Origin of the sequence: Paenibacillus vandeheii (genome assembly GCF_030433635.1) — a bacterium.
Taxonomy (GTDB): Bacteria; Bacillota; Bacilli; order Paenibacillales; family Paenibacillaceae; genus Paenibacillus; species Paenibacillus vandeheii.
The window spans coordinates 1-25070 of sequence record NZ_JAROCD010000012.1; the positions used below are offsets into that span (position 1 = coordinate 1).

26 protein-coding genes and 2 pseudogenes are annotated in these 25070 nt (G+C 46.6%); 23 read left to right on the forward strand and 5 right to left on the reverse strand.

The annotated features are described in order from the left end of the window. Positions 1 to 473, reverse strand: a 473-nt coding sequence (locus tag P5G61_RS22595) for a transposase (RefSeq protein ID WP_301248471.1), incomplete at its 3' end; no start/stop codon positions are given. 149 nt (positions 474 to 622) lie between these two features. After that, complete coding sequence (locus tag P5G61_RS22600; protein WP_301248473.1) at positions 623 to 1591, reverse strand: cation diffusion facilitator family transporter; 969 nt, start codon at positions 1589 to 1591, stop codon at positions 623 to 625. A gap of 312 nt (positions 1592 to 1903) precedes the next feature. Here P5G61_RS22600 and P5G61_RS22605 point away from each other — a divergent pair, with 312 nt between their 5' ends. From P5G61_RS22605 to P5G61_RS22700, 21 genes and pseudogenes are all read left to right on the forward strand, one after another. Beyond that, positions 1904 to 2581 (forward strand): response regulator transcription factor, encoded by a 678-nt coding sequence (locus tag P5G61_RS22605; protein ID WP_301248688.1) that lies wholly within the window; start codon positions 1904 to 1906, stop codon positions 2579 to 2581. After that, entirely contained in the window at positions 2578 to 3954 is a 1377-nt protein-coding gene (locus P5G61_RS22610) for a sensor histidine kinase (protein WP_301248475.1), read from the forward strand. Before P5G61_RS22605 ends, P5G61_RS22610 begins: the two co-directional genes overlap by 4 nt. Positions 3955 to 4020: 66 nt before the next feature. Then, entirely contained in the window at positions 4021 to 5145 is a 1125-nt protein-coding gene (locus P5G61_RS22615) for an ABC transporter permease (RefSeq protein WP_301248477.1), read from the forward strand. Beyond that, positions 5142 to 5819 (forward strand): ABC transporter ATP-binding protein, encoded by a 678-nt coding sequence (locus P5G61_RS22620; protein WP_301248479.1) that lies wholly within the window; start codon positions 5142 to 5144, stop codon positions 5817 to 5819. Before P5G61_RS22615 ends, P5G61_RS22620 begins: the two co-directional genes overlap by 4 nt. Positions 5820 to 5976: 157 nt before the next feature. After that, positions 5977 to 6519 (forward strand): NUDIX hydrolase, encoded by a 543-nt coding sequence (locus tag P5G61_RS22625; RefSeq protein WP_301248480.1) that lies wholly within the window; start codon positions 5977 to 5979, stop codon positions 6517 to 6519. 117 nt (positions 6520 to 6636) lie between these two features. Next, positions 6637 to 7725: an L-dopachrome tautomerase-related protein gene (locus P5G61_RS22630; protein WP_301248481.1), complete on the forward strand. Its 1089-nt coding sequence runs from the start codon at positions 6637 to 6639 to the stop codon at positions 7723 to 7725. 187 nt (positions 7726 to 7912) lie between these two features. After that, a complete protein-coding gene (locus P5G61_RS22635; RefSeq protein ID WP_301248689.1) occupies positions 7913 to 8464 on the forward strand; it encodes a helicase in 552 nt (183 codons plus the stop codon). A gap of 1 nt (position 8465) precedes the next feature. Then, positions 8466 to 9497, forward strand: coding sequence for an alpha/beta fold hydrolase (locus P5G61_RS22640; RefSeq protein WP_301248482.1), 1032 nt, complete (start codon positions 8466 to 8468; stop codon positions 9495 to 9497). A 74-nt stretch (positions 9498 to 9571) separates the two neighbouring features. Next, a complete protein-coding gene (locus P5G61_RS22645) occupies positions 9572 to 10051 on the forward strand; it encodes a GNAT family N-acetyltransferase (RefSeq protein WP_301248483.1) in 480 nt (159 codons plus the stop codon). Between the two features lie 76 nt (positions 10052 to 10127). Next, on the forward strand, positions 10128 to 11084 hold the full coding sequence (locus P5G61_RS22650) for a GNAT family N-acetyltransferase (protein ID WP_301248484.1): 957 nt from the start codon (positions 10128 to 10130) through the stop codon (positions 11082 to 11084). Positions 11085 to 11087: 3 nt separating this feature from the next. Then, positions 11088 to 12095, forward strand: a complete 1008-nt coding sequence (locus tag P5G61_RS22655) for an aminoglycoside phosphotransferase family protein (RefSeq protein WP_301248485.1) — start codon at positions 11088 to 11090, stop codon at positions 12093 to 12095. 277 nt (positions 12096 to 12372) lie between these two features. Beyond that, positions 12373 to 12453: pseudogene (locus P5G61_RS31965) on the forward strand (DUF2569 family protein); the annotation flags it as partial. Positions 12454 to 12531: 78 nt separating this feature from the next. Continuing rightward, the gene (locus P5G61_RS22660) at positions 12532 to 13146 is read left to right on the forward strand and encodes a histidine phosphatase family protein (RefSeq protein ID WP_301248486.1); all 615 of its coding nucleotides are present in this window, start codon (positions 12532 to 12534) and stop codon (positions 13144 to 13146) included. A gap of 17 nt (positions 13147 to 13163) precedes the next feature. After that, positions 13164 to 13496 carry a hypothetical protein gene (locus tag P5G61_RS22665; protein WP_301248487.1) on the forward strand — a complete coding sequence of 111 codons (333 nt, stop codon included), beginning with the start codon at positions 13164 to 13166 and terminating at the stop codon, positions 13494 to 13496. 51 nt (positions 13497 to 13547) lie between these two features. Then, the gene (locus P5G61_RS22670) at positions 13548 to 14204 is read left to right on the forward strand and encodes a pyridoxine/pyridoxamine 5'-phosphate oxidase (RefSeq protein WP_301248488.1); all 657 of its coding nucleotides are present in this window, start codon (positions 13548 to 13550) and stop codon (positions 14202 to 14204) included. A 21-nt stretch (positions 14205 to 14225) separates the two neighbouring features. Next, the gene (locus tag P5G61_RS22675; RefSeq protein WP_301248489.1) at positions 14226 to 14534 is read left to right on the forward strand and encodes a hypothetical protein; all 309 of its coding nucleotides are present in this window, start codon (positions 14226 to 14228) and stop codon (positions 14532 to 14534) included. Between the two features lie 58 nt (positions 14535 to 14592). Beyond that, entirely contained in the window at positions 14593 to 15141 is a 549-nt protein-coding gene (locus P5G61_RS22680) for a GNAT family N-acetyltransferase (protein ID WP_301248490.1), read from the forward strand. A gap of 152 nt (positions 15142 to 15293) precedes the next feature. Then, the gene (locus tag P5G61_RS22685) at positions 15294 to 15968 is read left to right on the forward strand and encodes a hypothetical protein (protein WP_301248491.1); all 675 of its coding nucleotides are present in this window, start codon (positions 15294 to 15296) and stop codon (positions 15966 to 15968) included. A 147-nt stretch (positions 15969 to 16115) separates the two neighbouring features. Then, a complete protein-coding gene (locus P5G61_RS22690) occupies positions 16116 to 17081 on the forward strand; it encodes a radical SAM protein (protein ID WP_301248492.1) in 966 nt (321 codons plus the stop codon). A gap of 206 nt (positions 17082 to 17287) precedes the next feature. Then, positions 17288 to 18313, forward strand: a complete 1026-nt coding sequence (locus P5G61_RS22695; protein WP_301248493.1) for a phosphodiester glycosidase family protein — start codon at positions 17288 to 17290, stop codon at positions 18311 to 18313. Positions 18314 to 18315: 2 nt separating this feature from the next. Continuing rightward, complete coding sequence (locus tag P5G61_RS22700) at positions 18316 to 19329, forward strand: bifunctional glycosyltransferase family 2/GtrA family protein (protein WP_301248494.1); 1014 nt, start codon at positions 18316 to 18318, stop codon at positions 19327 to 19329. 351 nt (positions 19330 to 19680) lie between these two features. Here P5G61_RS22700 and P5G61_RS22705 read toward each other — a convergent pair whose 3' ends face one another. The 3 genes from P5G61_RS22705 to P5G61_RS22715 are packed head-to-tail and all read right to left on the reverse strand — an operon-like array spanning position 19681 to position 22555. Then, complete coding sequence (locus P5G61_RS22705) at positions 19681 to 21138, reverse strand: PTS transporter subunit EIIC (RefSeq protein ID WP_301248495.1); 1458 nt, start codon at positions 21136 to 21138, stop codon at positions 19681 to 19683. Positions 21139 to 21167: 29 nt separating this feature from the next. Beyond that, positions 21168 to 21674, reverse strand: coding sequence for a PTS sugar transporter subunit IIA (locus P5G61_RS22710; protein WP_301248496.1), 507 nt, complete (start codon positions 21672 to 21674; stop codon positions 21168 to 21170). Continuing rightward, positions 21671 to 22555, reverse strand: coding sequence for a PRD domain-containing protein (locus P5G61_RS22715; RefSeq protein WP_256984634.1), 885 nt, complete (start codon positions 22553 to 22555; stop codon positions 21671 to 21673). The genes P5G61_RS22710 and P5G61_RS22715 overlap by 4 nt, the downstream gene beginning before the upstream one ends. Positions 22556 to 22834: 279 nt before the next feature. Between P5G61_RS22715 and P5G61_RS22720 the strand changes: the two are divergent. Both P5G61_RS22720 and P5G61_RS22725 read left to right on the forward strand, forming a co-directional pair. Beyond that, positions 22835 to 23275, forward strand: a pseudogene (locus P5G61_RS22720) (FGGY-family carbohydrate kinase); the annotation flags it as partial. Positions 23276 to 23296: 21 nt separating this feature from the next. Beyond that, the gene (locus tag P5G61_RS22725; protein WP_301248497.1) at positions 23297 to 24991 is read left to right on the forward strand and encodes a glycerol-3-phosphate dehydrogenase/oxidase; all 1695 of its coding nucleotides are present in this window, start codon (positions 23297 to 23299) and stop codon (positions 24989 to 24991) included. Positions 24992 to 25070 lie beyond the last annotated feature (79 nt).

Here is a 25070-nt window from a genome sequence, read left to right on the forward strand (position 1 = left end):
TTAACGACGGCTTTTTTCCATACAAAGGTGTAGCGATTCGCATTCGCTTCGAGCTTGGTTCCGTCCAGAAAATAGTGTTCCAAGGACACATATTGCTCCTGAACCAGCAGCTCCAGTACATGGGTAAACACGGTTTCCAGTACCTCTTTCATTCGCTCGGAACGAAAGCGATTAATGGTACGGAAGTCCGGCTGTTGGCGCGCGGCGAGCCACATGAACATGATATTTTCGCGGACGGCCTTGGCAATTTGACGAGAAGAATAGATCCGCTGGGTGTAGGCGTAGATGATGATTTTAGAGAGCATTTTGGGATGATAACTATGGCGGCCCCCGCCAGGATACGCGGCGTTGAAAATGGACTCGCTCAGGCGGTTGACTGCGTCATTCACGACACGAACGAGGTGGTTTTCGGGGATATCTGTCTCTAAATCCATTGGCAAGAAAAGTTGATCCATGGTATATTGAATGTACAAAGAAACCGTCTCCTTTCAAATGGTGGGTCGCACTTCCATTTTACTAGAGAACGGTTTCTTTTTGTTTTACAATTTTGAAAACAGAGCTGTCCCTAGCCATTTATGACTTATGGGACAGCCCCGTTTTCATTTAGAAGTTTGTATGAAATTCAATGATGATGATGCGCATGGGCATCCGGTGCGTCGCCTTTGACGGTACATAATACCGAGGTGTCGTGAAGATGTTTCTCAGACTCAACCTGCAAGGTCACATGCTTGATTTCTTTATGCTCCAGCAGATGTTCAATCTTTTGAACAAGCCCCTCAGCTTCATATATACTCAATGTTCCATCCACCACGATGTGAGCAGTCAGTGCGTTCAAGTTGCTGGTGATGGACCAGACATGTACGTCGTGCACGCCATGGACGCCCTCTACATTTTTAATGGTTTGTACGAGGTCAGTTACATCCACATTCGCTGGGGTGCCTTCCATCAGGATATGCAAGGATGATTTCGTTACGTAGAAACCACTTCGCAATACAAGCACGGCTACAATCACACTTGCGAGCGGGTCGGCCCAGCCCCAGCCGAAGAACATCATGAGCAAAGCCGCAGCAATGGCACCAACCGATCCCAGCATATCACTGATGACGTGCAGATAAGCTCCGCGCATATTCAGGTTTTTCTCTGTATCGCTGCCACGCATCATGATCCAGGCAACCAGAATATTGATGAGCAAGCCGATGATGCTGATGATAAACATGCCGACCGTTGCCACTTCGGGCGGGTTGATAAAGCGACCAATCGCTTCGTAAAAGATGTAAAGAGAGATGGCGATTAAGGTGACCCCATTTAGTGTAGCGGCCAAAATCTCAAAGCGTCTGTAGCCGTAGGTTTTACCAGAATTAACTGCTTTTTCGCCAAAAGTGAAAGCAAGTAAGGCGATTCCTAGAGCAATCGAATCAGACAACATATGACCTGCATCGGAAATGAGGGCCAAGCTGTTCGTCATGAATCCGCCAACGGCTTCAACAATCATATAAACGGTAATAATGATGAAGGAAAACAACAGTACTTTCTTGTTATTGGTACTAGCATGATTGTGTCCATGGTCGTGATTGTGGTGATGTCCGGACATATGAAATCCTCTCCTTTGGAGCGTTGCTCCGGTATGTAATATACTTTTTTATGATTAAAAGTGATCCTCGGCAATGATTAATCACTTATAAATGAATATATGAGCAGTTGTTCATATGTTATGGTTTTATTATAGGTGCGGCTCATAATAGTGTCAACCAGATTCGAGAAAATATAAACATCCCCGGTGCGTTCATCGTATGTACGCTGGCGATTTACGTTGCTTTTGTGCTACCATCTGTGCAGGATCAATATCACGGTGGTTCCCACTACAAATTAGATGAATTTGAAACTAGAAGGGGCGGACAACGATATGAAGCATCTGCTTCTGGCAGACGACGATGCCAATATTAGAGCACTCCTCCGGCATGTCATGACCAAGGAAGGGTATCGGGTGCATGAAGCACAGGATGGGGTGGAAGCGGTCAAGGTTATGCAAGAAACGCCGATTGATCTGGCGATCCTGGATGTGATGATGCCAGGCATGGACGGACTGGAGTTATGTGATTTCATTCGGCAGCATTATGACATTCCGATTATGCTGCTGACAGCGCGGGATCAGCTATCCGATAAGAGAGAGGGCTATCTGAAAGGCACGGATGAATATGTGACCAAGCCATTTGAACCCGAGGAACTGGTCTACCGGGTCAAGGCATTATTTCGCCGTTACCATCGCACATCCAGTGATATCATTCGCATGAATCGCATCGTGATTGACCGAAACAACGTGGAGGTCTCCGATGGGCAATCGATTCTCTTTTTGCCAATGAAGGAGTTCGAGCTGCTCTCTCAGCTTGCCCAATTTCCAGGTCGACTGTTCTCGCGTGATGAACTGATTCGACTTGTATGGGGAGCAGACTACGAAGGAGATGATCGCACCGTGGATGTACATATCAAGCGGCTGCGTGATCGTTTTGCCGATTATGCAGATGATTTTGTCATTCAGACGGTACGGGGGATTGGATATAAGATTGAGGTGAAAGCGCATTGAGATCACTGTACTTTCGGGTATTCCTGATCACGATTGCGGTGATTTTGGTCAGCGCCATGCTCGGTTTTCTTTTGTCCAACATTTATTATCATGCGAAGCTGAAGTCTTTCAATGACGAGAAGCTGGTGAACATCGCGATGCAAATGAAGCAATTTGTGGAGCAGGAACCCGCTACGGTGGAGCATTACCTGAACAATGCCGCAGCGCTCGGTTACGAAATCTATGTGACGGATGGGAAAGGGAATGACCAATTCTATGGTCGCGAATTCCGCCAAAAGGATCTGGACAAGAAGGCTGTCGATCGGGTGCTAGGTGGTGAGGTTTACCACGGTGTTGCCCAGTTTCCAAGCAAACCTTTCATTACCGGGTTTTTCGATAATCAATTGAGCAATACCGTTGGGGTGCATCTACAGATGGGCAATGCAAGTTATGCGTTGTTCATGCGCCCGGATGTCATTTTGCAATTCGGTGAACTGCGTATCTTTTTTGCGTTGATTGGCGCGTTTACGGTGGGCATTAGTGTCCTGCTCTTTTTGATCAGTACCCGCTATCTGGTGACTCCGATTGAACGTCTGTCGGAGGCGACCAAGCGCATTGCCCAAGGAAACTATAATCTGAAATTACGCACCACGCGGCGCGACGAGATTGGACAGCTGGCCCAGCATTTCATGACCATGAGTCGTGAGTTGGAGCGGGTAGACCAGGCACGTCAACAGTTTGTCTCCAACGTATCACATGAGATTCAATCGCCGCTGACCTCCATTCAGGGGTTTGCCCAATTGGTGGCGGATAAGGATCTGCCCGAACAAGAACGGGAGCACTATGCCTCCATTATCGAGGAGGAGAGTCGTCATCTCTCGTTGCTTAGTAAACAATTGCTGCTGTTGTCCTCCCTTGAACAAGGCCATGAGGATCTGACCAAAGTAAGATTTTCACTGCGTGATCAGTTCCGCCAAGCTGTTCAGGTGCTGCAATGGCAGCTGGAGGAAAAGGAGCTGCTGCTCCGGATTTCGGTACCCGAATCCATCCAGCTATATGGCAATGAAGTGCTGCTCATGCAGGTCTGGATGAATCTGCTGGGTAATGCCGTGAATCATCTTCCACAGGGGAGAAGCATCGAGATTCGTGCCGAGCAGACAAACGCCCAATACGTAATCCATATTCGGGACACAGGGGACGGGATTGCGGCGGAGCATTTGCCTTTCCTCTTTGATCGTTTCTACCGGGTTGACCGTGCTAGAGAACGTTCTTCCGGCCGAACCGGACTTGGACTTGCCATTGTGCAGAAAATTATCCGGATTCATGACGGTACGATTGAGGTCTCCAGTTCAGCTGAAGGAACGGTATTTACCGTGACGCTTCCCCAGATGTAATCTGTTATTCATTTGCCGTTCATTTTCGCCTCCTATACTTGAGTTATCAAGAGGAGGTTAGAGAACATGTACTTGGCTATTAGAGAGATGAGGTTTGCCAAAGGGCGGTATGCGTTAATTGCTACCATCATGGTACTGGTTTCGTTTCTGGTACTGTTTGTCACAGGTCTGGCACAGGGGCTCGCGTATGACAACGCGGCTTCCATCAAAAATATGGCAGCATCCCATTTTGTTCTTGAGCAGGATTCGAATCACCGTTTTACACGGTCCCAGGTGGATCAGAATCAGCTGGAGCAGACACGCTCTGTTGTGGGGCAAGAAAATGCTGAACCGTTGGGCGTGAAAATGACAACAGTCAGTCCAGCTGGCGACACGAAGAAGATTGACGTAACGCTGTTCATGGTGAACCCGGAAGGCTGGCTCGCTCCAACCGTAACCGAAGGATCTCCAATCACGGAACAGAAAGACGGGCAGGTTGTAGTGGACCAAAAGCTGTCTGAATCCGGCGTGACGATTGGAACGGTACTGGTCGATCAAGCATCGGGAACGGAGTGGACCGTGGGTGGATTTGTTGAAAATGAGTCGTTTAGTCACTCACCGGTTGTGTTCCTGAACGAACAGGAATGGCTTGCTATTCAGGAAGGTTCCCGTACTTCGCAAGGAACAGCAGACTCCAATGCTCCTGTATACAATGCAATTGCCGTTAAGGATGCAGGCGAGAAGGTAGACAGCCTGAGTAGCGCTCTGCCGAATACGGAAGTAATTACGAAGTCTGACGCGGTATCGGCTATTCCTGGGTACAAAGAAGAGCAGGGATCACTGCTCATGATGATTGCCTTTTTATTTGTCATCTCGGCGTTTGTGCTTGCGGTATTCTTCTACGTCATCACGATTCAGAAAACGAGTCAATTTGGCATTTTGAAAGCCATCGGGACGCGAAATTCGTATCTGGCTGGCAGTGTTTCATTGCAAGTATTGCTTCTGTCCGTCGGCAGTCTGGTGATCAGTGTTCTGTTGGTTCAGCTGTTTGAGTCCATCTTGCCAGCTTCGATGCCGTTTCAATTAGGCATGTCCACACTGGCACTAACCTGCGTGTTATTCGTCATTATGTCTATGGCGGGTTCGTTATTCTCGGTGTGGAAGGTTACCAAAATTGATGCGCTTGATGCGATTGGGAGGACAGCAGCATGAAAAACCGACTGGTATTACAGGGAATTACACAGACCTTCGAAGATGGTGGGGTCAAACGGACGATACTGGATAAGCTGGACCTTGAGGTGGCCGAAGGAGAACTAGTCGCAGTCATGGGGCCTTCCGGCTCAGGCAAAAGTACATTTCTGTCCATCGCAGGGGCACTCCTTGAACCGACGGAAGGACAGGTTCTGCTGGATGGCGCATCAATTATGGGCAAAAACAAGCAGGATATATCCGATGTGCGGCTTCAGCAGCTTGGATTTATTTTTCAAAGCGCCAACCTCATTCCGTATCTGAAAGTGGAAGAACAACTGATGGTGGTCGCCAAGCTGGCCGGAACGGACAAAACCAAGGCAGCAAAGCGAGTGGATGAGCTGCTGGATACGGTAGGTTTATCGCATAGACGTAAGGCATATGCTGAGAAGCTGTCCGGCGGAGAACGCCAGCGGGTTGCCATTGCGAGAGCATTGATGAATGATCCAGCCGTATTGCTCGCGGATGAGCCAACAGCCAGCCTGGATGCGGAACGAGGCCTCGATATTGTGGGCATGATTGCGAAGCTGGTTGCAGAGCAGGGCAAGAGTGCGGTTATGGTTACGCATGATGAGCGGATTTTGCCGCTATGTGATCGGGTTCTCTTTTTGGAAAACGGGAAGCTGGTACACCATTAGCGCTGAGGGTTAGCGTATTGGAACGATGCAATTCGGTTAATAGAAGGTCCATGGATTCCCGAGGGGAAAAGTGGCCTTCTTTTTTCTTTTTTGATCTATAATGAAAGATAGGATATAGATGGAAGATTCATTTTACATAGAAAGGATTGGATAGAAGATGAAGACTTTGGATCGGGAGCAATTCCCGGCGCTCAGTACATCGATTCATTGGGGAATTGTTAAAGCGGAGTTTAGGTTGAACGACATCGTGGATGAAACGCTGGTAAGCAATGTGAGTATCATCCCGTTTGTCGGGGAACAAGTGGTTGTTTTTCAGATCGATAATGGGAAATGGGAGCTTCCCGGAGGAACGTTGGAGGCAGGAGAGAAGTATATGGATGGACTGAAACGTGAAGTGATGGAGGAGCTCGGAGCCAAGTTGATCACGTATCAATTGTTTGGACAATTTCATTGCATGTCGAGTGCGTCAGAGCCGTATAGACCGCATATTCCACATCCTCATTTTGTAAGACTGATTGGCTATGGGGAGGTTGAGCTTGTGGGCCAACCGTTGAATCCAGCAGATGGGGAGCAGGTGATTGCCGTAGAGGTTGTAGAGATTGGTGAAGCGATTAAGAGATTTGAAGAACAGAACAGATATGACATTGCGGAAATGTACCAATTGGCTTATGTGCTGCGAGAAGGAAGCAAACGTGAGTAGCAAGAGACATGTTTCGGTTAGAAAAAGAATAATGAAGAGCCAGGCATTAGACAAAGTCTTAAACATATTATTAGGTAATATCTATTCAAATATGTTGGGGAGGATATCCTAAAACCTATGTTACCTATGGAGGAATATTTCGGTAAGTTAGAGCTCGTTTTTTCATTCTATGGGGCTATGCCTACAGGCGTTAGTGTATCAGAAACCGGGCGCATCTTCATTTGCTTTCCGAAATGGGGAGATGACGTTAGATTTACGGTAGCGGAAATTGTTGAGGGTCAGTTGCAGCCTTATCCAAATTTAGAAACGAATTTGATAAACCCTTTGAATATCAGTATGTCCTTCGTTAGTGTCCAAAGTGTAATTGCTGATGGAAGGGGAACTCTGTGGGTATTGGATACGGGTGCACCAAATTTTTCTGAGCCTGTTAAAGGAGGAGCCAAATTAGTCGCTGTAGATTTAAAAACAAATACATTAAGAAAAGTATATACGTTTGCAGAAGATGTAGTCTTGCCGACAACGTATCTGAATGACGTCCGATTTGATTTTCGTGTGGGTAAAGCAGGTTACGCCTATATAACGGATTCTTCTTCCAGAGGTCCAGGTGCTATTATCGTTGTTGATTTAGAAAACGGAAATGCGTATAGACGGTTAAATGGAGCAAGGTCAACCTCACCCGATCCGTATTTTGTGCCGAAAGTGGAAGGTGAAATTTTGATGAATCGAAACACGGATGGTTCGACATCTCCCTTTCAATTGGCCTCTGATGGTATAGCGATTTCCCCAGATGGAAAAATGTTATTTTACTGTCCACTATCCAGTCGTTACCTGTACTCGATCTCAACAGAAGCCCTAAGAGACAGAACGATACCGGATTTCAATTTAAGTTATCTTGTGCAGTATTGGGGAGAAAAGGGTGCATCTGATGGATTGATAACGGATGCAAAAGGAAACGTTTATGCTGGAGACTATGAAAACGATAGTATTCGAAAAATATTGCCAAATGGAATAATGGAAACCATCGCACATGATCCGAGAATTTTATGGCCGGATACGTTTTCTATTGGTCCGGATCAACACTTATATGTAATTGTGAACCAATTACATAGACAGGCAAGATTTCATTATGGAAAAGACATGCGACAAAAACCTTATAGTTTACTTCGTTTGAAAATTGATGAATTACCTGCTCCTACCTTTGGATAAATATATGCATGAAAAATGAAGACAGCTGATCTACGTGATCAGCTGATTTTGTTCAACAAACGGAGTTTAGAGGAACAAGGAAATGTATGTGGAATTCTAGAATATTTAAATTCAGTCTATTATATCGTTTTTTAGGCCTGACCCAATTTGTTAGGAGTGATGACGAGTGCGTATCGAAAACCAGAAAATGTACCCTGAGTGTGAAATGATTAAGAGGACAGTAGAGGTTGGCGGACTTACAAAAACGCAACTTTTTCAAAAAATGCAACAAAACTCTATCATGATGAATGAATTGGGAGAGAAGCTATTAACTGATGATCAATTTACAACTTCTGATACAAAGTACAGTCTGCAGACCGTTGAACTAACCGTTGGTGAACTTGGTTTTCCTGATGGAGCTACTACGGGTCAGATCTTTAAAAAAGCAAGCGAATTAGATTTGGAATTGTGCCCGCTTGAGCTGGGGCCTCACCTAAGACTGGTGTATCTGAATCAGCCTGAAGGTTATTCGGGAAATCCTATACAGCGACATCGAGCTCCAGTGGGCTCCATCACAATTGCATCAGAGATACTAACTGAAGACGAAGATTTTCCTAATGGGTTTTATCTTAGACGAATTAACGGCGTGTTGTGGCTGCGTGGGTACCGTGCCGATCATCTGCACGTTTGGAACCCTGATGATCATTTTATCTTTAGTCAAACCAAAAAGACCTTGAAGGAAATTGAAAATGGTTCGTAAGATGTCGATTAAAATATTCAGACGCGCCATAGTTAGTATCCCTTTAATCGTAATCCTCGCTCTGATCTTTCCCACATGGACCCCTGGGATCAAGGGAGAGAATAGTATCAGCACGTTAGGACAGGTTGAGATCAATGGTGCAGGTCACGAGGTTATGATTCGCGGGACGGATCGGAACAATCCAATCCTTATTTTCGTGCATGGTGGTCCTGGTTGCTCCGAGATCCCTTATGTAAGGAAGTATCAGCAGGAGCTTGAGCAACATTTCACCATTGTGCATTATGATCAGCGTGGAAGCGGAAAGTCATATCATTTGTTGGAGGATTATTCAGGTTTGACCTCGGATGTGCTTGTCGATGATTTGCTCGCTTTAACGGATGATGTTACTAACGAGCTGGGACAAGAGAAGGTTATGCTGGTCGGTCATTCATTTGGTACATACATAGGAACAAAAGCGGCAGCCAAAGCACCGGACAAATTCATGGCTTATATAGGCATTGGACAAATGGCGGATACTCCTCAGAGTGAGCTGGATAGTTTGGAATATACGATCACACAAGCGGAACAAGCAGGCAATACAGAAGATGTGGAAAGTTTGGAGCTTCTTCGCCATTCAATCAAGCGAGGAGAAAAGTACACGCCAAGAGATCTGGTTCGCAAGTATGGCGGTGCAGCCAGGCTGATTGACGATAACAAGGATTATACGCTTGGCTTTCTACTGGGAACCGAATATAATGCGCTCGATGTGATTCGGTACTCCATGGGAGTACAGGCTACACAGGAAATTCTCATGAAGGAAGAATCCGCCAACCATTTGCCAGACATTGTAGATCAACTGGAGCTTCCGACTTATTTTGTTATGGGGAAATATGATTATATGACATCTGTGAAAGCGGCACGAGAGTATTTCAATGTACTTGAAGCTCCCGAAAAAGATTTTGTTGTATTTGAAGAGTCGGCCCATTACCCACAGTTCGAGGAGAAAGAACGATTTGCAGCGTGGTTGATCGGGATAGTAGACCGTTTGAAATAAAGTAATTCAGGGAAAAAAAGATTTTGACTTTGAATAAGCGAGGGATATTGATGGAGCAACTTAATACTAAACTCATGATTAGACTTGCATTACCGGAGGAAGCACCAACTGTGTTGAACCTATGGCAAGAGTCTGCCCGGTGGCTGAACTCTAAAGAAATATATCAATGGCGTCCCGAGTACTTCAATCTGGAACAAGTCATTGAATTCATGAATGATGGATCAGAAGTGTATCTTGCTGAAATGAACAATGAAGTCGTAGGCACGTATACCTTAACATGGTCAGATCCCTTGATTTGGAAAGAACTCGACAACCCGGATTCCGGATACATACACCGATTCGCAGTGAATAGAGATTTTAAGGGACAAAATATAGGCCTACTCCTTCTAAAATCAGCAGAAGAGAATATTAGGCATAAAGGCAAGACCTTGATCAGGCTGGATTGCATGGCAGATAATCTTAGACTCAATCAATACTACAAGGATTATGGATTCCAATATATCCGAAGAGTGGAACTGGGGAGATGGAGTGCCAGTCTATATGAAAAACAATGAGTGTCTCTATCGGAGTTCGTTAAGCTCGTAAGTGTATAAAATGGGGGGGCTATTCATGCTTTTATCCTATTATCCAATGAGATTAACTGATGCGGAAAGAATCGTAACCTGGAAGTATGATCATGAATACGCGATCTACAGTTTCTCTGAATCCGATGAAGATATTCATGAGTTGATGAATGGGGAGTACTTTTCAGTCCTGGATGAAATGGAGAGGTTAGTGGGATTTATTTGTTGCGGGGGATCAGCACGTGTACCGGGAGGAACCGCAATCGGACTGTATCAAGAAGAAGGATATCTGGATATAGGCCTTGGATTAGATCCAGATCTGACAGGGCAAAAGATAGGATCTGTATTTCTTAAACAAAGTTTAGCATTCTTGCAAAACCAATTTAATAGTTCTCATTTTCAGCTGGTGGTTGCCACATTCAACGAGCGAGCAATTAAAGTATATGAGCGGACAGGTTTCAAAAGAGATAAGGCGTTTTATAGCAAAGTGAATGACGAAGACATGTTATTTATCAGTATGAAAATGAAAATGCCAGTCTACTCTTTTGAAGAAATAAAAGAACAGGATTTGACTGAAGTCAGGGAAATATATAATTACTATGTATCCAACACAACCATCTCATTTCATACCGAAGAATTGACTCTTGAAGAAATCAAAGCATCTGTCATGAACCAAAATCCGCGGTTTAAATCGTTTGTCATTAAAGAAGAGCAAGAAATTAAAGGGTATGTGCTAATTACCCAATACAAGAGTAAACAAGCCTACGACTTCTCGGGAGAAGTAACCATTTATTTGAAACCGGATATTGTAGGGAAGGGCATTGGTGGAACGGCACTGCGATTTATAGAGGATGTTGCGCGCGAGCAAGGGTTCTACACGTTGATTGCTACCGTTTGTATGGAGAACACACGCAGCATATCTTTATTTGACAAGCATGGATATGAGCAATGTGCGATGTTCAAAGGCGTGGGATATAAGTTTCAGCGCAGACTGGATATTGGTAGTTTTCAAAAGGTGTTATAACGTATGAATAATATTCAATATAATCTAAAATTCGAAAAACTCATGAAGGAATTAGAACTTGGTGAGTTGATCAGTACGCCCAAGGCGATTTCAGGTGGATTTTTACATCGCATGTATGCCATTGAAACCACGCATGCCAAATATGCTGTGAAAGCACTGAATCCTCAAATTATGAGTAGACCTACAGCGATGCAGAATTATATTCAATCTGAAAAAATAGCCAACTTGGCAGCGAATTCTACCCGAGCACTACCTGCCAAAGTAATAAACGGTTCTTCAATACAAATCTTAGATAATCAAAGTTATCTTATATTTGACTGGATCGATGGTAAAAGTCTGGAGCCTCATGAAGTAACCGAAGCCCATTGTGAGCATATGGGAATGATCCTAGCAGATATCCATAAGACCCATTTTTCACAGCTTCATATTCCAAATCTTCATTTGGATCATTCCAAAGAAACAGATTGGAAATATTATTTAATTAAAGGGCAGGAAGAAAATTCTGATTGGACGACCCTATTAGGTAATAGCATTCAAAAGCTCTATGAGTGGAGTACTAAGGCAATAAATGCATCAGTAATGCTGGCTTCAGATACAGTTATTAGCCATAGAGATCTTGAACCTAAGAACGTGATGTGGCAGCAGAATAACCCTATTATTATTGATTGGGAATCGGCTGGTTATATTAACCCGATGCATGATCTGGTGGGAACCGCTATGTATTGGTCTGTAGATCACACCGGAAACGTGGATGAAGGAAAGTTCTTGGCTTTTATAGATGGATACCGATCTCGAGTGGGGGATTTAAACGCCAATTGGAGAATGGTTCTCGAAAATGGTTTTGCCGGAAAGTTGGACTGGCTCGAATACAGTCTGAAACGCTCTTTGTGGATTGAATTCACAGACGATGAAGAACAACAAATGGGAACGTCACAAGTCACATGGACTATAGAGGCTTTAAGGAAATACGAGGATATGATTTCAGATGTTGAGAATTGGTTGTGTAACTAAACATGAAAACTCTCAATTATCCGAGAAAATAGTAAGGTGCGATCTGTATGGCAAACGACAAAGGAATATTGAGAACATGTGAACATGGCCATCCCTTTTACAAAAGTAGCGATTGTCCAACCTGTCCGGTCTGTGAGAAGGAACGAAAACCAAAAGAGGGATTATCTTTTAAAGAGTAACGCTCTTTTGTTGGTTAATCGATTGAATTGGTGAAATTGGTATCGTATTACTTCCTTTAGCTGTAGAATTTGAGGATTGAAGTTCGTTAAGAGGACTAGGTAAGTCGATGCTTAACTGTGCCATATGGAATTCTTACTTTATCAAATCAGATCGAGTTCACAATACGTTTGTCAGATAAAAAATATGCCCCAACCTAAGTTGGGAGATCTAAGGCCGGGATTTGTTATAAGAGGATTCAAATAGAGGAGGAGACATCTTGAAGATTTTCTTAGTAAGGCATGGGATGGATGAGGAGGGCTACAGAGGTGGCTGGAGTCAGCGAGGACTCATTGAGCAAGGCATTATTCAATCGGAGAGACTCGGAGATTACCTTTATCATCATTCAGAGCAATATAAGATCAACACGGTGATTAGCAGTGATCTTCCGCGTGCAGTACAGACGGCAAAAGAGCTTGAAAAAAAGTTGAACATAAAAGCACAATACCTGAAAGACTGGAGAGAAATGAACAATGGGGATTTGGCTGGAATGCCAAACGAGGAAGCAGAAGTGAAATATGCAGGAGTTTATTTTAACACGCTTGGCATGGATACTTCGTTTCCAGAAGGAGAAAGTCCTCGAAATTTTTATAACAGAATATGTACATCCTTTCAAGATTTATGCCGAAGTATAGAGGAGCAACAGATTGAATCCAATGTTCTACTGGTAACGCATGGTGGAGTAATCAACATCCTTTATTATCTCTTAGGAAACCAAAATTGGACCAATACATCGGAGTTTCATTCTATAGGAAATACCAGTGTTCATACAGTTGAAAAAGGATTAAATGGTTGGGAGTTTAGCAGCATGAACATGATGAGTCATCTAGGCTAGAAAAGGGAGTAAATACATTGGAGATTTATTTTGATGGAGATAACAAACTTTTTAGCTGGGAAGCGGAGAGTAAGGGATATAGATCCGACATTTATGTAAAAATTGACAAAGAACTTTTTCGTGTTTCGGCATATGATCTTGCTAGAATTACGCAGGACTTTAATGATGAGATAAGCCATAATGGATTTTATCGAATTGATGCCAATCTAATTCTATTAAAAGAAGTCACCAAAGACGAAATTATATCCACTATAACTAGACTATATCTGGAAGATTTTTTTGGAGAGTTGAAGCCGTTGGCGTTGGATGAAGGAAACGTAATGAGTTTAAATCTGATAAAAATAAATTAAGTTCAATTGCGCTACAATGAAATGAAATGGAAATCTAAGGAGGTTACCGATATGAGTGATAAACCGAGTGATCTGTTACGCAGATTAAAGTCCTTGTCCGGACCTTTTCCGCCTTGGGATACCGAACAGTTACCGGATCAACCAGGGGAGCTTTTTCTGGAATGGCTGAGACTGGCCATTAATTATGAGGTGAAAGAACCTCATGCGATGACGATCTCGACGGTAGACTCGAATGGTTATCCAGATGCAAGAGTATTGATTTTGAAAGACGTAGTTGATGAAGCTTTTTATTTTGCATCTGGCGCGGAGAGTCGAAAAGGTCAGCAGCTGGAGAACAATCCGAATGTGGCACTGACCTTTTACTGGCCTGCGCTGGGTAGACAAATTCGCATAAGAGGAATTGCTGAGGATATGGGCGAGGAAGCGGGGGCGGCAGACTTTCGGAAAAGATCGGCGGGGGCACGCGCAGTTGCGATGACAGGACGACAGAGTCAGGAACTGGAGAGCGAGGAAGAATTGGAACACGCCATTGCCGCTCAGAAGGAACGGATCAGTCGTGATCCTGATGTTATTACACCGAATTGGAGACTGTACGCCGTGAACGCAAAGGAAGTTGAGTTCTGGCAAGGAGACCCGGAGCGGAAGCATCTGAGAATCCGATATGTTCTGCATCAAGGGCAATGGAGGCACGAGAGGTTATGGCCGTAATTTTATAAAGGGGGAATATGTGTGAATCGTAGAACTACAGGTTCACTGTTGCTGGTCATAGCTGCATTTCTATTCGGTATTCGATATTTGAGTGCTGCTATTTTTGGTTCTGGTATAGCTTCATGGAATTCAGACTTGTTCCAGGAAATGTTGAATTATGTTGGGACTGCTCCGAGAAATTGGAGTATAGTTGCTTTAATCCTGGGATTGTTCTATTTAATATGGGCGGAATATGAAGCAACCAGTTCCAAAACCAAAGAAAGTCTCAAGCGATTTGTGAGTCATGGAATTGTAGATCAAGAAGCGGAAAGCCGGAACAACTCAGAATAACGGGACAGAGTGATTCCTTATAAGCAACGGTCGTTAAACTAATTTGGGAGGCATACATATGAAGTCTATTGAAAGTTATTTTGACTTATTTCCGGTATTGGAAACAGAACGAATTCTCCTTAGACCCATTACTTATGCTGATCTGGATGAGATGTACCGTTATTGCGCGGTTCCTGCTGTATCGGAGTACACAACTTGGGATGCACATCAGAGCCGGGAGGATACTAAAGCCTTTATTGATTTTGTCATGAGTCGATATGAGGTGGATAAGCTGGGGCCATGGGGAATCGAGGATAAACAAACGAAGAAGCTGATTGGTAGCTGCAATTATTTGGGGTGTGATAGCAACAGTATGAAGGTGGAATTGGGTTATGTGTTATCCAACGAGTACTGGGGTCGAGGAATTATGACGGAAGCAGTTAGCCGAATCATTCAATTTGGATTTGAAGACATCGGGTTGGAACGAATTCAGGCTAAATGTCTGGTGGGTAACATCGGTTCCGCAAAGGTTATGGAAAAGACAGGCATGAAATTTGAAGGGATATTGCGGAAGTATATGAGAATTAAGAACGAAATGCAGGATTTGAAAATGTATGCGATTATTTGATCCGATTATGATTCAGACATATATAATTAAAATAATATGTAAGAAATGATCATTATAGTATTCATTTCATGATCTGCGATTGTTTAAATAGTCAATCTGTTATATCTAGTATGTTGGTAATTCTCATATTTTCCGAAAGGTAAGGTGTTAATATGGTTAAAGTTAGAAAGTATCCAGAACGTGTTACTGCTTCTATGTATAGAGTGTACCATGATAATGAGGCTTTACTATTAAGGCATAATACATCTATTCATTTTGGGGAATCTACTAAGCGACTGGGCATGGTTATAATGACAAATCCGGGGAGTTTTGAATTAAAAAAGACACCAGAATGGATCTCTTATAAGAATGGCACAAGCGAGGGTGATACTTTTGAAGTTAATGATTACGCTGACTTGACAATGCGCAACATAATTAAGTTACTCAAATGTAGTTTTGAAGGACATTCTGAGCCAAGCGGTATTCTACGTGTTTATAACCTTTCCAATGTACGCCAATCTTCTGGTCCGAAAGCAGAGGTCTATCATAATCGAGCAAAACAGGTTATTTCAAACCATGTACTCTCATTGCTTGAAGATCCTATAACTCATTCCCAAGATTCTTTTTTGGAAGAGTGCGACAAATCACGTTTTATAATAATGGGATTTGTAGATAAAGTGTTTGAAGAGAAGATGAGTCGGGTTATTGATTGGTCTGAGCATGTTCGAGAGCGTCGTGTATGTGCTGTTGATAATAAGGGGCGTTTTTCACACCCACGAAGATGGATAACAGAACCTTTATTGATGGAAAAGGCGGTTGAATCCTTGAAATCGGTTATACAAGTATAAGTTTCTGTTAAGTTTTTTGAATAATTGCAAAGACATTGTATTCTATACTTTTTGAAACGTACATAATGTCATATCGTGCATCGACCGAGATCCGCTATAATCTCCAAGTTGAAAAAACATGGATAAGGAATCGGGAGGTACATCAAATTGACAGCGAAAAACAGATATAAATCACTGGAGCTTGAAATACCCGGCGTATATGAATTGGAAGGACTGGAGGTCGGTGTGACCTCCAATTGCAATTACAAATGCGACTATTGCTGCGCATACAATCGGGACGATGGGCAATGCATAAGCGGTCAGGAGGTTATCCGAATTATCCGTGAACTTCCGCGGCTCAAGCGGGTGCGTTTGTCCGGGGGAGAGGTGACTCTGAAATATCAGGATTGCCTGGAGATTGTGAAATATTGTGGGCTACATGGCGTCGACACGCAGTTAAATACCAATGCCAGCCTGCTGACGGAAGAACGAATTCATGCCTTGCGTGATGCGGGCTTATCCAATATTCATATTTCGTTCAACTATACGGACCCGGATGCATATGCCGCCTATTATCGTGTACACCCCCGCATGTATGAGCGATTGGAGCACAACATCCGTCTTTGTACTGAGGCGGGGCTGGAGACCGTATTGGAGACGCTGCTATTTGAAGGTACCCAGGCCAACATGCAGGCCATTAGCGATAAAGTCTATGATCTGGGTGTACGCATCCATGAAATCCAGAACAGCATTGCGATGCCGCATAGCGATTGGAGCCAGATTGCCTCCAAGGAATCCCTCATCCACTCCGTAAACGAGCTAATCAAGCACAAGAAGCAAGATACGACGTTATATTTCACCTGTATGGATCGTTTTGCCGGAAAATTGGGTTTGCGTGAACAGTCGGGTGTGTACTTCTCCAATTGTGTGGATGGAACCAAACAGCTGCATTTGCACGGCAACGGAGATATTCTCATCTGTGAGTTGTGTCATCCGGTCGTGATTGGTAATATCTATCAGGGAACGTCCTTGAAGGATATTTATACCAAGCAGCCTCAAGCGTTAACGGATTATCTGGAAAAGCTGCCCTGCCCTGCATACGATGCTCTTTTTGCGGGTGAACAACGTTTATAAAAGGCAGTTCAACTCTGAACTGTGCCTATTGGGTTTATACATATGTGGATTAAAATTCATTCATCTTCATTCAATTGGAAGGTTGTCTGATCTCCTTAACGGAGACAAGATGATCTTCTTTTTTTGCGTTCCCATGTTTCAGATTCATTTAAGCTATCCGGCCTATCATGAGCCTTAAGAACTTTATTACGAGGTGAAATTCACATATGACGATGCACAGAGAACCCAACAAGCGCCACAATGATAACAACAAGCCCAACACTGATAGCAACAAACTCAACACGAAACCCAAGTCCAGACGGAAATGGATGATCGTTACGCTTGTCATCATTCTGGGGCTAGGCACAGTGATATACAGTTTGGCGAACCGGTATTTGATTCGGCATGTGGAAGTGGTCGTGGCAGACGATAACACAGCAACGGCCAGCAGCGATTCAACCACGACGACTGAAGTCAACGCCACCGAAGTGAATGCAACGTCAGATGACTGGAGCTATTCCAGCGATGATATGCAGGTCAAGATCAACAAGGTGCAGACGGGCTCCGGCTCGGATCAGATTACGTATTACGTCGCTGATGTACAGCTGTCAGATGCGAGCAGCCTGCGCTCGGCTCTGGCAGATAACAGCTTTGGAACGAATATAACCGAAAACACTTCAGAGATAGCAGCGGCCAACAATGCCATCTTTGCGATCAATGGTGACTACTACGGTTTCCGCGACGATGGCGTGATTATCCGTAATGGTACGGTATATCGGGATGATCCGGTGCGTGATGCAATGGCGTTGTTCAGTGACGGCACGATGAAGACGTACAACGAGACGGAAGTTTCCTCATCGGAACTGCTGGCGGAAGGCGCGACCAATACGTTATCTTTTGGACCGATTCTGATTCAGGACGGCGAGATTGTAAGTGATTTTAGCAGTGTGAAAATTGATAACAACTTTGGTAACCGATCGATCCAGGATGCGAACCCAAGAACGGCGATCGGTATGATTGCCCCGAATCATTATGTGTTCGTGGTGGTGGACGGACGGCAGGATGACAGCCGGGGCATGACCTTGGCAGAGCTCGCTGATGTTATGAAAGGGCTGGGCGCAACGGAAGCCTATAATCTGGACGGCGGCGGTTCATCCACCATGTACTTCATGGGTCGGGTTGTCAACAATCCACTGGGCAAAAACCAGGAACGCGGCGTAAGTGACATCCTTTATCTGAAAGAGGGACAATGATCATGACGATATTAATTCCATCATACGAACCGGATGTACGTTTATTGAATCTCGTATTACAGTTGCAGACGTTTCAATTAGGACCCATTGTCATTGTGGATGATGGCAGTGGCCCGGGTTACCGGGGGATTTTCGAGACGGCAGAAGCCTATGGGTGCACGGTCCTGACACATACGGTCAATCTGGGCAAGGGATGTGCGCTCAAGACAGGATTCCAGCATATCAAGGAATATGGGCCACAGGGCGGTATTGTATGTGCGGATAGTGACGGACAGCATCTGCCGCATGATATCAAACGCATCTTCGATGTACTATTGGAGCAAACAACGCCGGGTATTGTACTGGGTAGCCGTCGGTTCAGTGGAACCATTCCAGCGCGCAGCCGTTTCGGCAACACGGTCACACGAGGCGTATTTTCTCTCACGACAGGTTCGAAAGTATATGATACGCAGACAGGCCTCCGAGGTTTTCCGTACTCGATGCTGGACTGGTTGTGCCAAATCCCGGGGGAACGGTTTGAATATGAAATGAACATGCTGCTAACAGCGCATAAAGAAGGCTATGAGATCACGGAGGAGTTTATTGATACAGTCTATCTGGATCATAATAAATCTTCTCATTTTCGCCCGTTGGTGGATTCATTCCGCATTTATATGCCGATTCTGATGTTCAGTACGTCTTCGGTGTTATCGGCGTTGATTGATTTTGGCTTACTGTTCGTCATCCAGTACTTCACGCATAATCTGTTCCTATCGGTCGTTGCAGCGAGACTTTGCAGCTCCATCTTCAACTATACGATCAATCGGAAATATGTATTTTCAGCCGGGAAAACATCCAAGGTCCGTCAGTCTTTACCGAAATACTTTTCGCTGGTCATTCTAGTGCTGCTGTTAAATTACGGATTGTTGTACTTCTACAATGAAAAACTGATTATTCCGCTGATTGCAGCCAAGCTGTTAACGGAGGTGTCGATCTTTGTGTTCAGCTATTGGGCGCAGCGCAGATTTGTGTATTAACACAGAGAGAGTAAGCATGCCGCTTGCTCTCTTTTTTCATTCAAAACCGTTTCATGTTTACCGTGTTATGGGGTACGATGGAGGTAGTTGGGATTTTCCTCCAATCGCAGTTGCCCCCAAATTTCAAATGATGTTTTAGCCGAAGAAATTAGGGGGCAAAGGCGAACGCTGACGCTTTTCCGGAATTGCTTCGTTCTCTCCGCTGCTTCGTGCTCACCCCTACCTCATAAATCCAAAGAAGACATGGCCACTCAAAAGAATATCCTGCGCTTCTTGGTTAACAAAAAAAGGACGAGAACAGGGTAAGCATACCCTTGTTCTCGTCCTTTTAAACTCAAAGGAGGACGAGCGTTACATCAGCTTCTTAATCTCATCCTTCAGAATTTCGGACTGGGTGCCGAAGATGACCTGCACAGCTCCGCCACCGAGCCTCATGATGCCGGAAGCGCCAAGCTGTTTGAGCGCCTGATCGTTGATGGCTTTGTCGTCCCTAACAACAAGTCGAAGGCGAGTGATGCAGGCGTCGATGCTCTCGATATTATTTGTTCCCCCGATCCCGGCGAGCACTTTGCCAGCCTTGGTGTCGGCAGACGCCGCTGCCACGGCGGAAGCATCAGTGGGGACATCGGCATCATCAGCGTCATCCTCGCGCCCCGGCGTTTTCAGGTTGAACTTCACAATCATGAACCGGAACAGGAAATAATAGACGACCGCGAATGCGAGTCCGACCGGGATCATGAGCAGCGGATTGGTCGACAGCTTCATGTTCACGAGGTAATCGATCAGACCTGCTGAGAAGGCGAAGCCCAGCTTAACATTCAGCAGGTACATGATCAGGGCCGCTGCACCGGTAAGAATAGCGTGCACCACATACAGCAGAGGCGCCGCGAACATGAAGGAGAACTCGAGCGGCTCGGTAATACCCGTTAAGAACGAAGCCACCGCTGCGCCGATAAAGATCGAAGCGACCATTTTGCGCTTTTCAGGCCGGGCTGTATGAATCAAGGCAAGCGCCGCCGCCGGAAGAGCGAACATCATAATCGGGAAGAAGCCAGACATGAACATGCCTGCCGTAGGGTCTCCGTTGAAGAAGCGGGTCAGGTCGCCGTGCACGACTTCCCCGGCTGCATTGGTATAATCTCCAATCTGGAACCAGGCGATGGAGTTGAGGACATGATGCAGACCGAGCGGGATGAGCAGGCGGTTGGCGATCATAAACACCATGGAGCCAACGCCTTCAAAACCTACAATCCAGGCGCCGAAAGCGCCGATGGCATCCTGAATCGGGCTCCAGACCATGCCGAACAGGATGGCCAACACCAGCATGGAGCCGGCGGTGACCATCGGCACAAAGCGTTTGCCGGAGAAGAAGCCGAGCCAGTCAGGAAGCTTGATATTATGGTATTTTTTATACATATAGGCTGCAAGCATTCCGGCAAATATCCCGCCCAATACACCCATATCCAGCTTGACATCGTCAGGAATATAGCCGAATACACCTGGAACGACTCCAAGAATCCGCGTCAGCACCATATAAGCGATCAGGGCGGAAAGAGCGGCGACCGCATCCCCCGCCAGTCCGATTGCCACCCCAATGGCGAAGATGAGCGCAAGGTTGCCGAAGATCGCCCCCGCTCCCTCATTCAGGAATGGAACTACATACTGATTAAGAAATCCCCCGATCACGGGACCGAGCGGAATGTCTTTTTCATAATTAAGAAGACCGAGGCCTTGAAGAATACCTGCCGCAGGCAGGGTTGCTACAGGAAGCATCAGGGATTTCCCCAGCTTTTGCAGTGCTTTCAGCATTTTGTTCTTCCTTTCTTTTTTGATTTAGGTTATTTGGACAAGCTGACTTTCATGATAGTTCCCATGCCTGCTTCTACGCTGCCATACTCCGGGTGCGACTCCCACTGCTGTTCTGCCGCATTCGCAATGATGACAGGGGTGATGACCGGATAACCGGCCGAAGCGATCGCATTCAGGTCAAATTCGATCAGGGTCTGACCGACAGCGACCTGATCCCCGGTCTGTACTTGGGGTGTGAAGCCCTGTCCTTTCAGGCTGACAGTATTCATACCAATATGCAGCAGCAGCTGCAGCCCGGAAGCATGCTCAATCATTACGGCATGGTGCGATTTGATCAGGTGCACCACAGTGCCGTCGATAGGGGCGACCAGCCTGCCCTCCTGGGGAATCACTGCAACTCCTGGTCCCATAAGTCCTTGCGCGAACGCTTCGTCAGGCACTTCTTCCAAACTGACGCAGGTTCCGGTGAGCGGGGAGGCGACGGATATTGTCTCAGATGTTTTGGCAGATTTGTTGTTTTTCCATTTCCAGATCATTGTGTGTTGTCCTTTCTGTTGTTGGTTTTGGCATGGGTTTGAAAAAGTCGGTATAAATGCATGGCGAGAAAAGCCGTTTCTTCCTCGGGTACCTCTGTACCCAAATCCTCGGCCATTACAGCGCTCATTTTTCTGGCCAGCTGGTATTCGGACGGATACTCATTTTGCACATATTGTGCGAAGGTGGGGGCCGTCATCGGCTGCTGATACAGGCGTTCCATGGAGAAGCGCAGGTGTATCATGAGTCTTGCCTGGCTAAGGCTGCCCTGCTCAAAGCGAACGCCACCCTCCTCTTCAATAATGGACTGAAGCTTGCTGATCACATTTGATACCTTAACCAGCTGTCCGACAGGAACGTGGTTTACGGAGGAGTACACATGGTATGTCAGGAACCCGGCCTCATCCTCCGGGACCTCTACGCCAAAGGCCTCTCCGATCATGGCCGCCGCTTCCGAGGCGATTTCGAATTCTTTCGGAAAACTGAGCTTTGTCTCCATAAGGAAAGGATTCAGAATCTCCATCCCGTTGCGGATCCGATATAAGGTGAACTGAATATGACTCGGAAGAGCAAGGTAGATCTTGTCATTCAGCTTGCCAGGAAACTGATCAGTGATGAGACGGATAATCCGGTCAGAGATGTCGATGACATTCGGGTCCAAGTCCTTCATCAGCTCCTGCGCCTGCCCCCACTCCTCCCGGTCCTCCAGCCGGAACCTTTTCTCAATCCGCGGATCATCGGCCTGAACGGTGCTTTCCCCCTTGAACGCAAATCCCAACCCTTTGCCGATCAGCACGTACTCCTTGGTATTCTGGTGCGACCGGGCCAGAACAATATTGCTGCCGACGACCCGCTCCACCTGCAGCATCATTCCTTTACTCACGGTTCACCGCCTCCTCGTTTCTAAAGTTAACGCTTTCATTCAGGAACGGCAAAAAGAGCCAAGAAGCGAGTATGGTCTCGTCGCTTCTTGGCTCATGCCCTCTGGGGTGGTAACACGCCAATTCATTTTATGTTTTTATGCAGAACGTTCTTCCTACATCATATAGGAGCTGATATGACACCGTCAACCATAATTTTGTCATCCGTCTGTTCGTCGTTTAATATAGGGAATGTGTAAATGAAAAGGTACCTTATAGGAGGTGAAGTGCACCCCTTAGACGGAAGCCCGTATTGGGACAGTGATGTGCGCGGAGCTATGTTTGGACTGACACGCGGCACGACCAAGGAGCATTTCATCCGCGCCACGCTGGAGGCCCTGGCTTATCAGACCAGGGATGTGCTGACAGCCATGGAGAGCGACTCGGGTATCAAAATGAAGGCATTGAAGGTGGACGGCGGCGCGGTTCTGAACAACTTCCTGATGCAGTTCCAGAGCGATATTCTCAGTTCTACCGTGGAGCGTCTCGCAATTCACGAAACGACAGCTCTGGGTGCCGCTTTTCTGGCCGGTCTGGCTGTTGGCTTCTGGAAGGACCTTGATGAGCTGCGCGCGCACATGAAGGTGGAGCGGTCCTTTGAGCCGGCTATGGATGAGGATACCCGGGAGCGGCTTTATGAAGGTTGGAAAAAGGCGGTTCATGCTGCTATGGCCTTCAAATAATAACCAGCTGAAAAGCGGCGGATGGCTGGAGAGCATTTCGATGTGCTGGTGATCGGCGGCGGCATTACAGGAGCAGGGATTGCGCTCGACGCGGCTACACGCGGCATGAAGGTGGCGCTGGCGGAAATGCAGGATTTTGCGGCAGGAACCTCCAGCCGCTCCACGAAGCTTGTTCACGGTGGTCTGCGTTATCTGAAGCAGTTTGAAGTCGGGATGGTGGCCGAGGTTGGCAAGGAGCGGGCGATTGTATACGAGAACGGGCCGCATGTTACGACGCCGGAACGTATGTTGCTGCCGATGCATAAAGGGGGAACGTTCGGCAAGTTCACGACCTCCATCGGGCTGCAGGTATACGACCGGCTGGCGGGTGTCAAGCACAGTAAGCGGCGGCGGATGCATGATGCACAGGAGACGCTCGCCAAAGAGCCGCTGCTGAAGCGTGAAGGCTTGAAGGGCGGCGGCACCTACGTGGAATACCGAACAGATGATGCCCGGATGACGATCGAGGTCATGAAAAAGGCGGTCGCCTCCGGCGCTCTGGCAGCTAACTATGCCAGGGTCTCCAAGCTGCTCTACGAAAATGGTCGTGTGATCGGAGCCCATGTGAAGGATCGTGCATCGGGCGAGGGCTATGATGTGCGGGCTACGATTGTTATTAATGCGGCGGGGCCGTGGGTCGATACGATGCGTGAAATGGACGGGTCCAAGAAAGGCAAGATGCTGCAGCTGACCAAAGGTGTGCATCTGGTCTTCGATCAGCAGCGTTTCCCGCTGCACCAGGCGATCTATTTCGATACGCCGGATGGGCGGATGGTGTTTGCGATCCCGCGGGATCGCAAAACCTACGTCGGAACGACGGATACGGTATATAAGGCGGATACGGCCCATCCGCGAATGACTACGGCGGACCGCACCTATATTATCAATGCGATCAACTATATGTTCCCGGACGTGAAAATCACCGCTGAGGATGTGGAATCCAGTTGGGCGGGGGTACGGCCACTGATTTATGAGGAAGGCAAGGATCCCTCGGAAATTTCGCGCAGAGATGAAATTTGGGAGTCGGCATCCGGGATGGTCACTATTGCGGGCGGCAAGCTGACAGGCTACCGTAAAATGGCGGAGATGGTCGTGGATCGGGCAGCAGAGTTGCTGAAGAACCGGGCAGGTGCCTCCTATGGCGGCGCAGTTACCAGAGACTTGACCATGTCCGGCGGCGATGTGGGCGGTTCCAAGGGTTTTGAGGGCTTCGTGCGCTCAACTGCCGATAAGGGCGCTTCTCACGGAGTGCCACGCCAACTGGCGGAAGCCTGGGTCAAACGCTACGGCTCCAACGCCGAGCGGCTGTTCGCCATTGCCGCCCGGCCGAAGCAGGGCCAGGCCGAGGATGCGCTTCCGGATGAGGTGCGAGTACCGCTGCTGTACGCCATGGAGGAGGAGATGGCGGTCACGCCGGCTGATTTCTTCATCCGCCGCACCGGCGCTCTCTTCTTCAATATTGCCTGGGTGAAGCAGTGGAAAACACAGGTGATTGGGCTCATGGCCGAACGGGCAGGCTGGAGTGCAGAGCAGCAGGAGTGGTACACGGAGGAGCTGGAGACGGAACTGCATTATGCCGTGGTGCCTGAAGACGAGAAGAGTACTGTGTCGGTTGGATGGGCGGAGGAAGTCCCAGAAGCTCCATTGAACTGGGGCTTCTCTTTTTTTATGTGGTGAAACGCTCCGGGAACGAAGCATTCCTCCAATTGCTATTGATCCTCCGGGCCAAAGGCGAACGCTCCGCTTTTCCGGAATT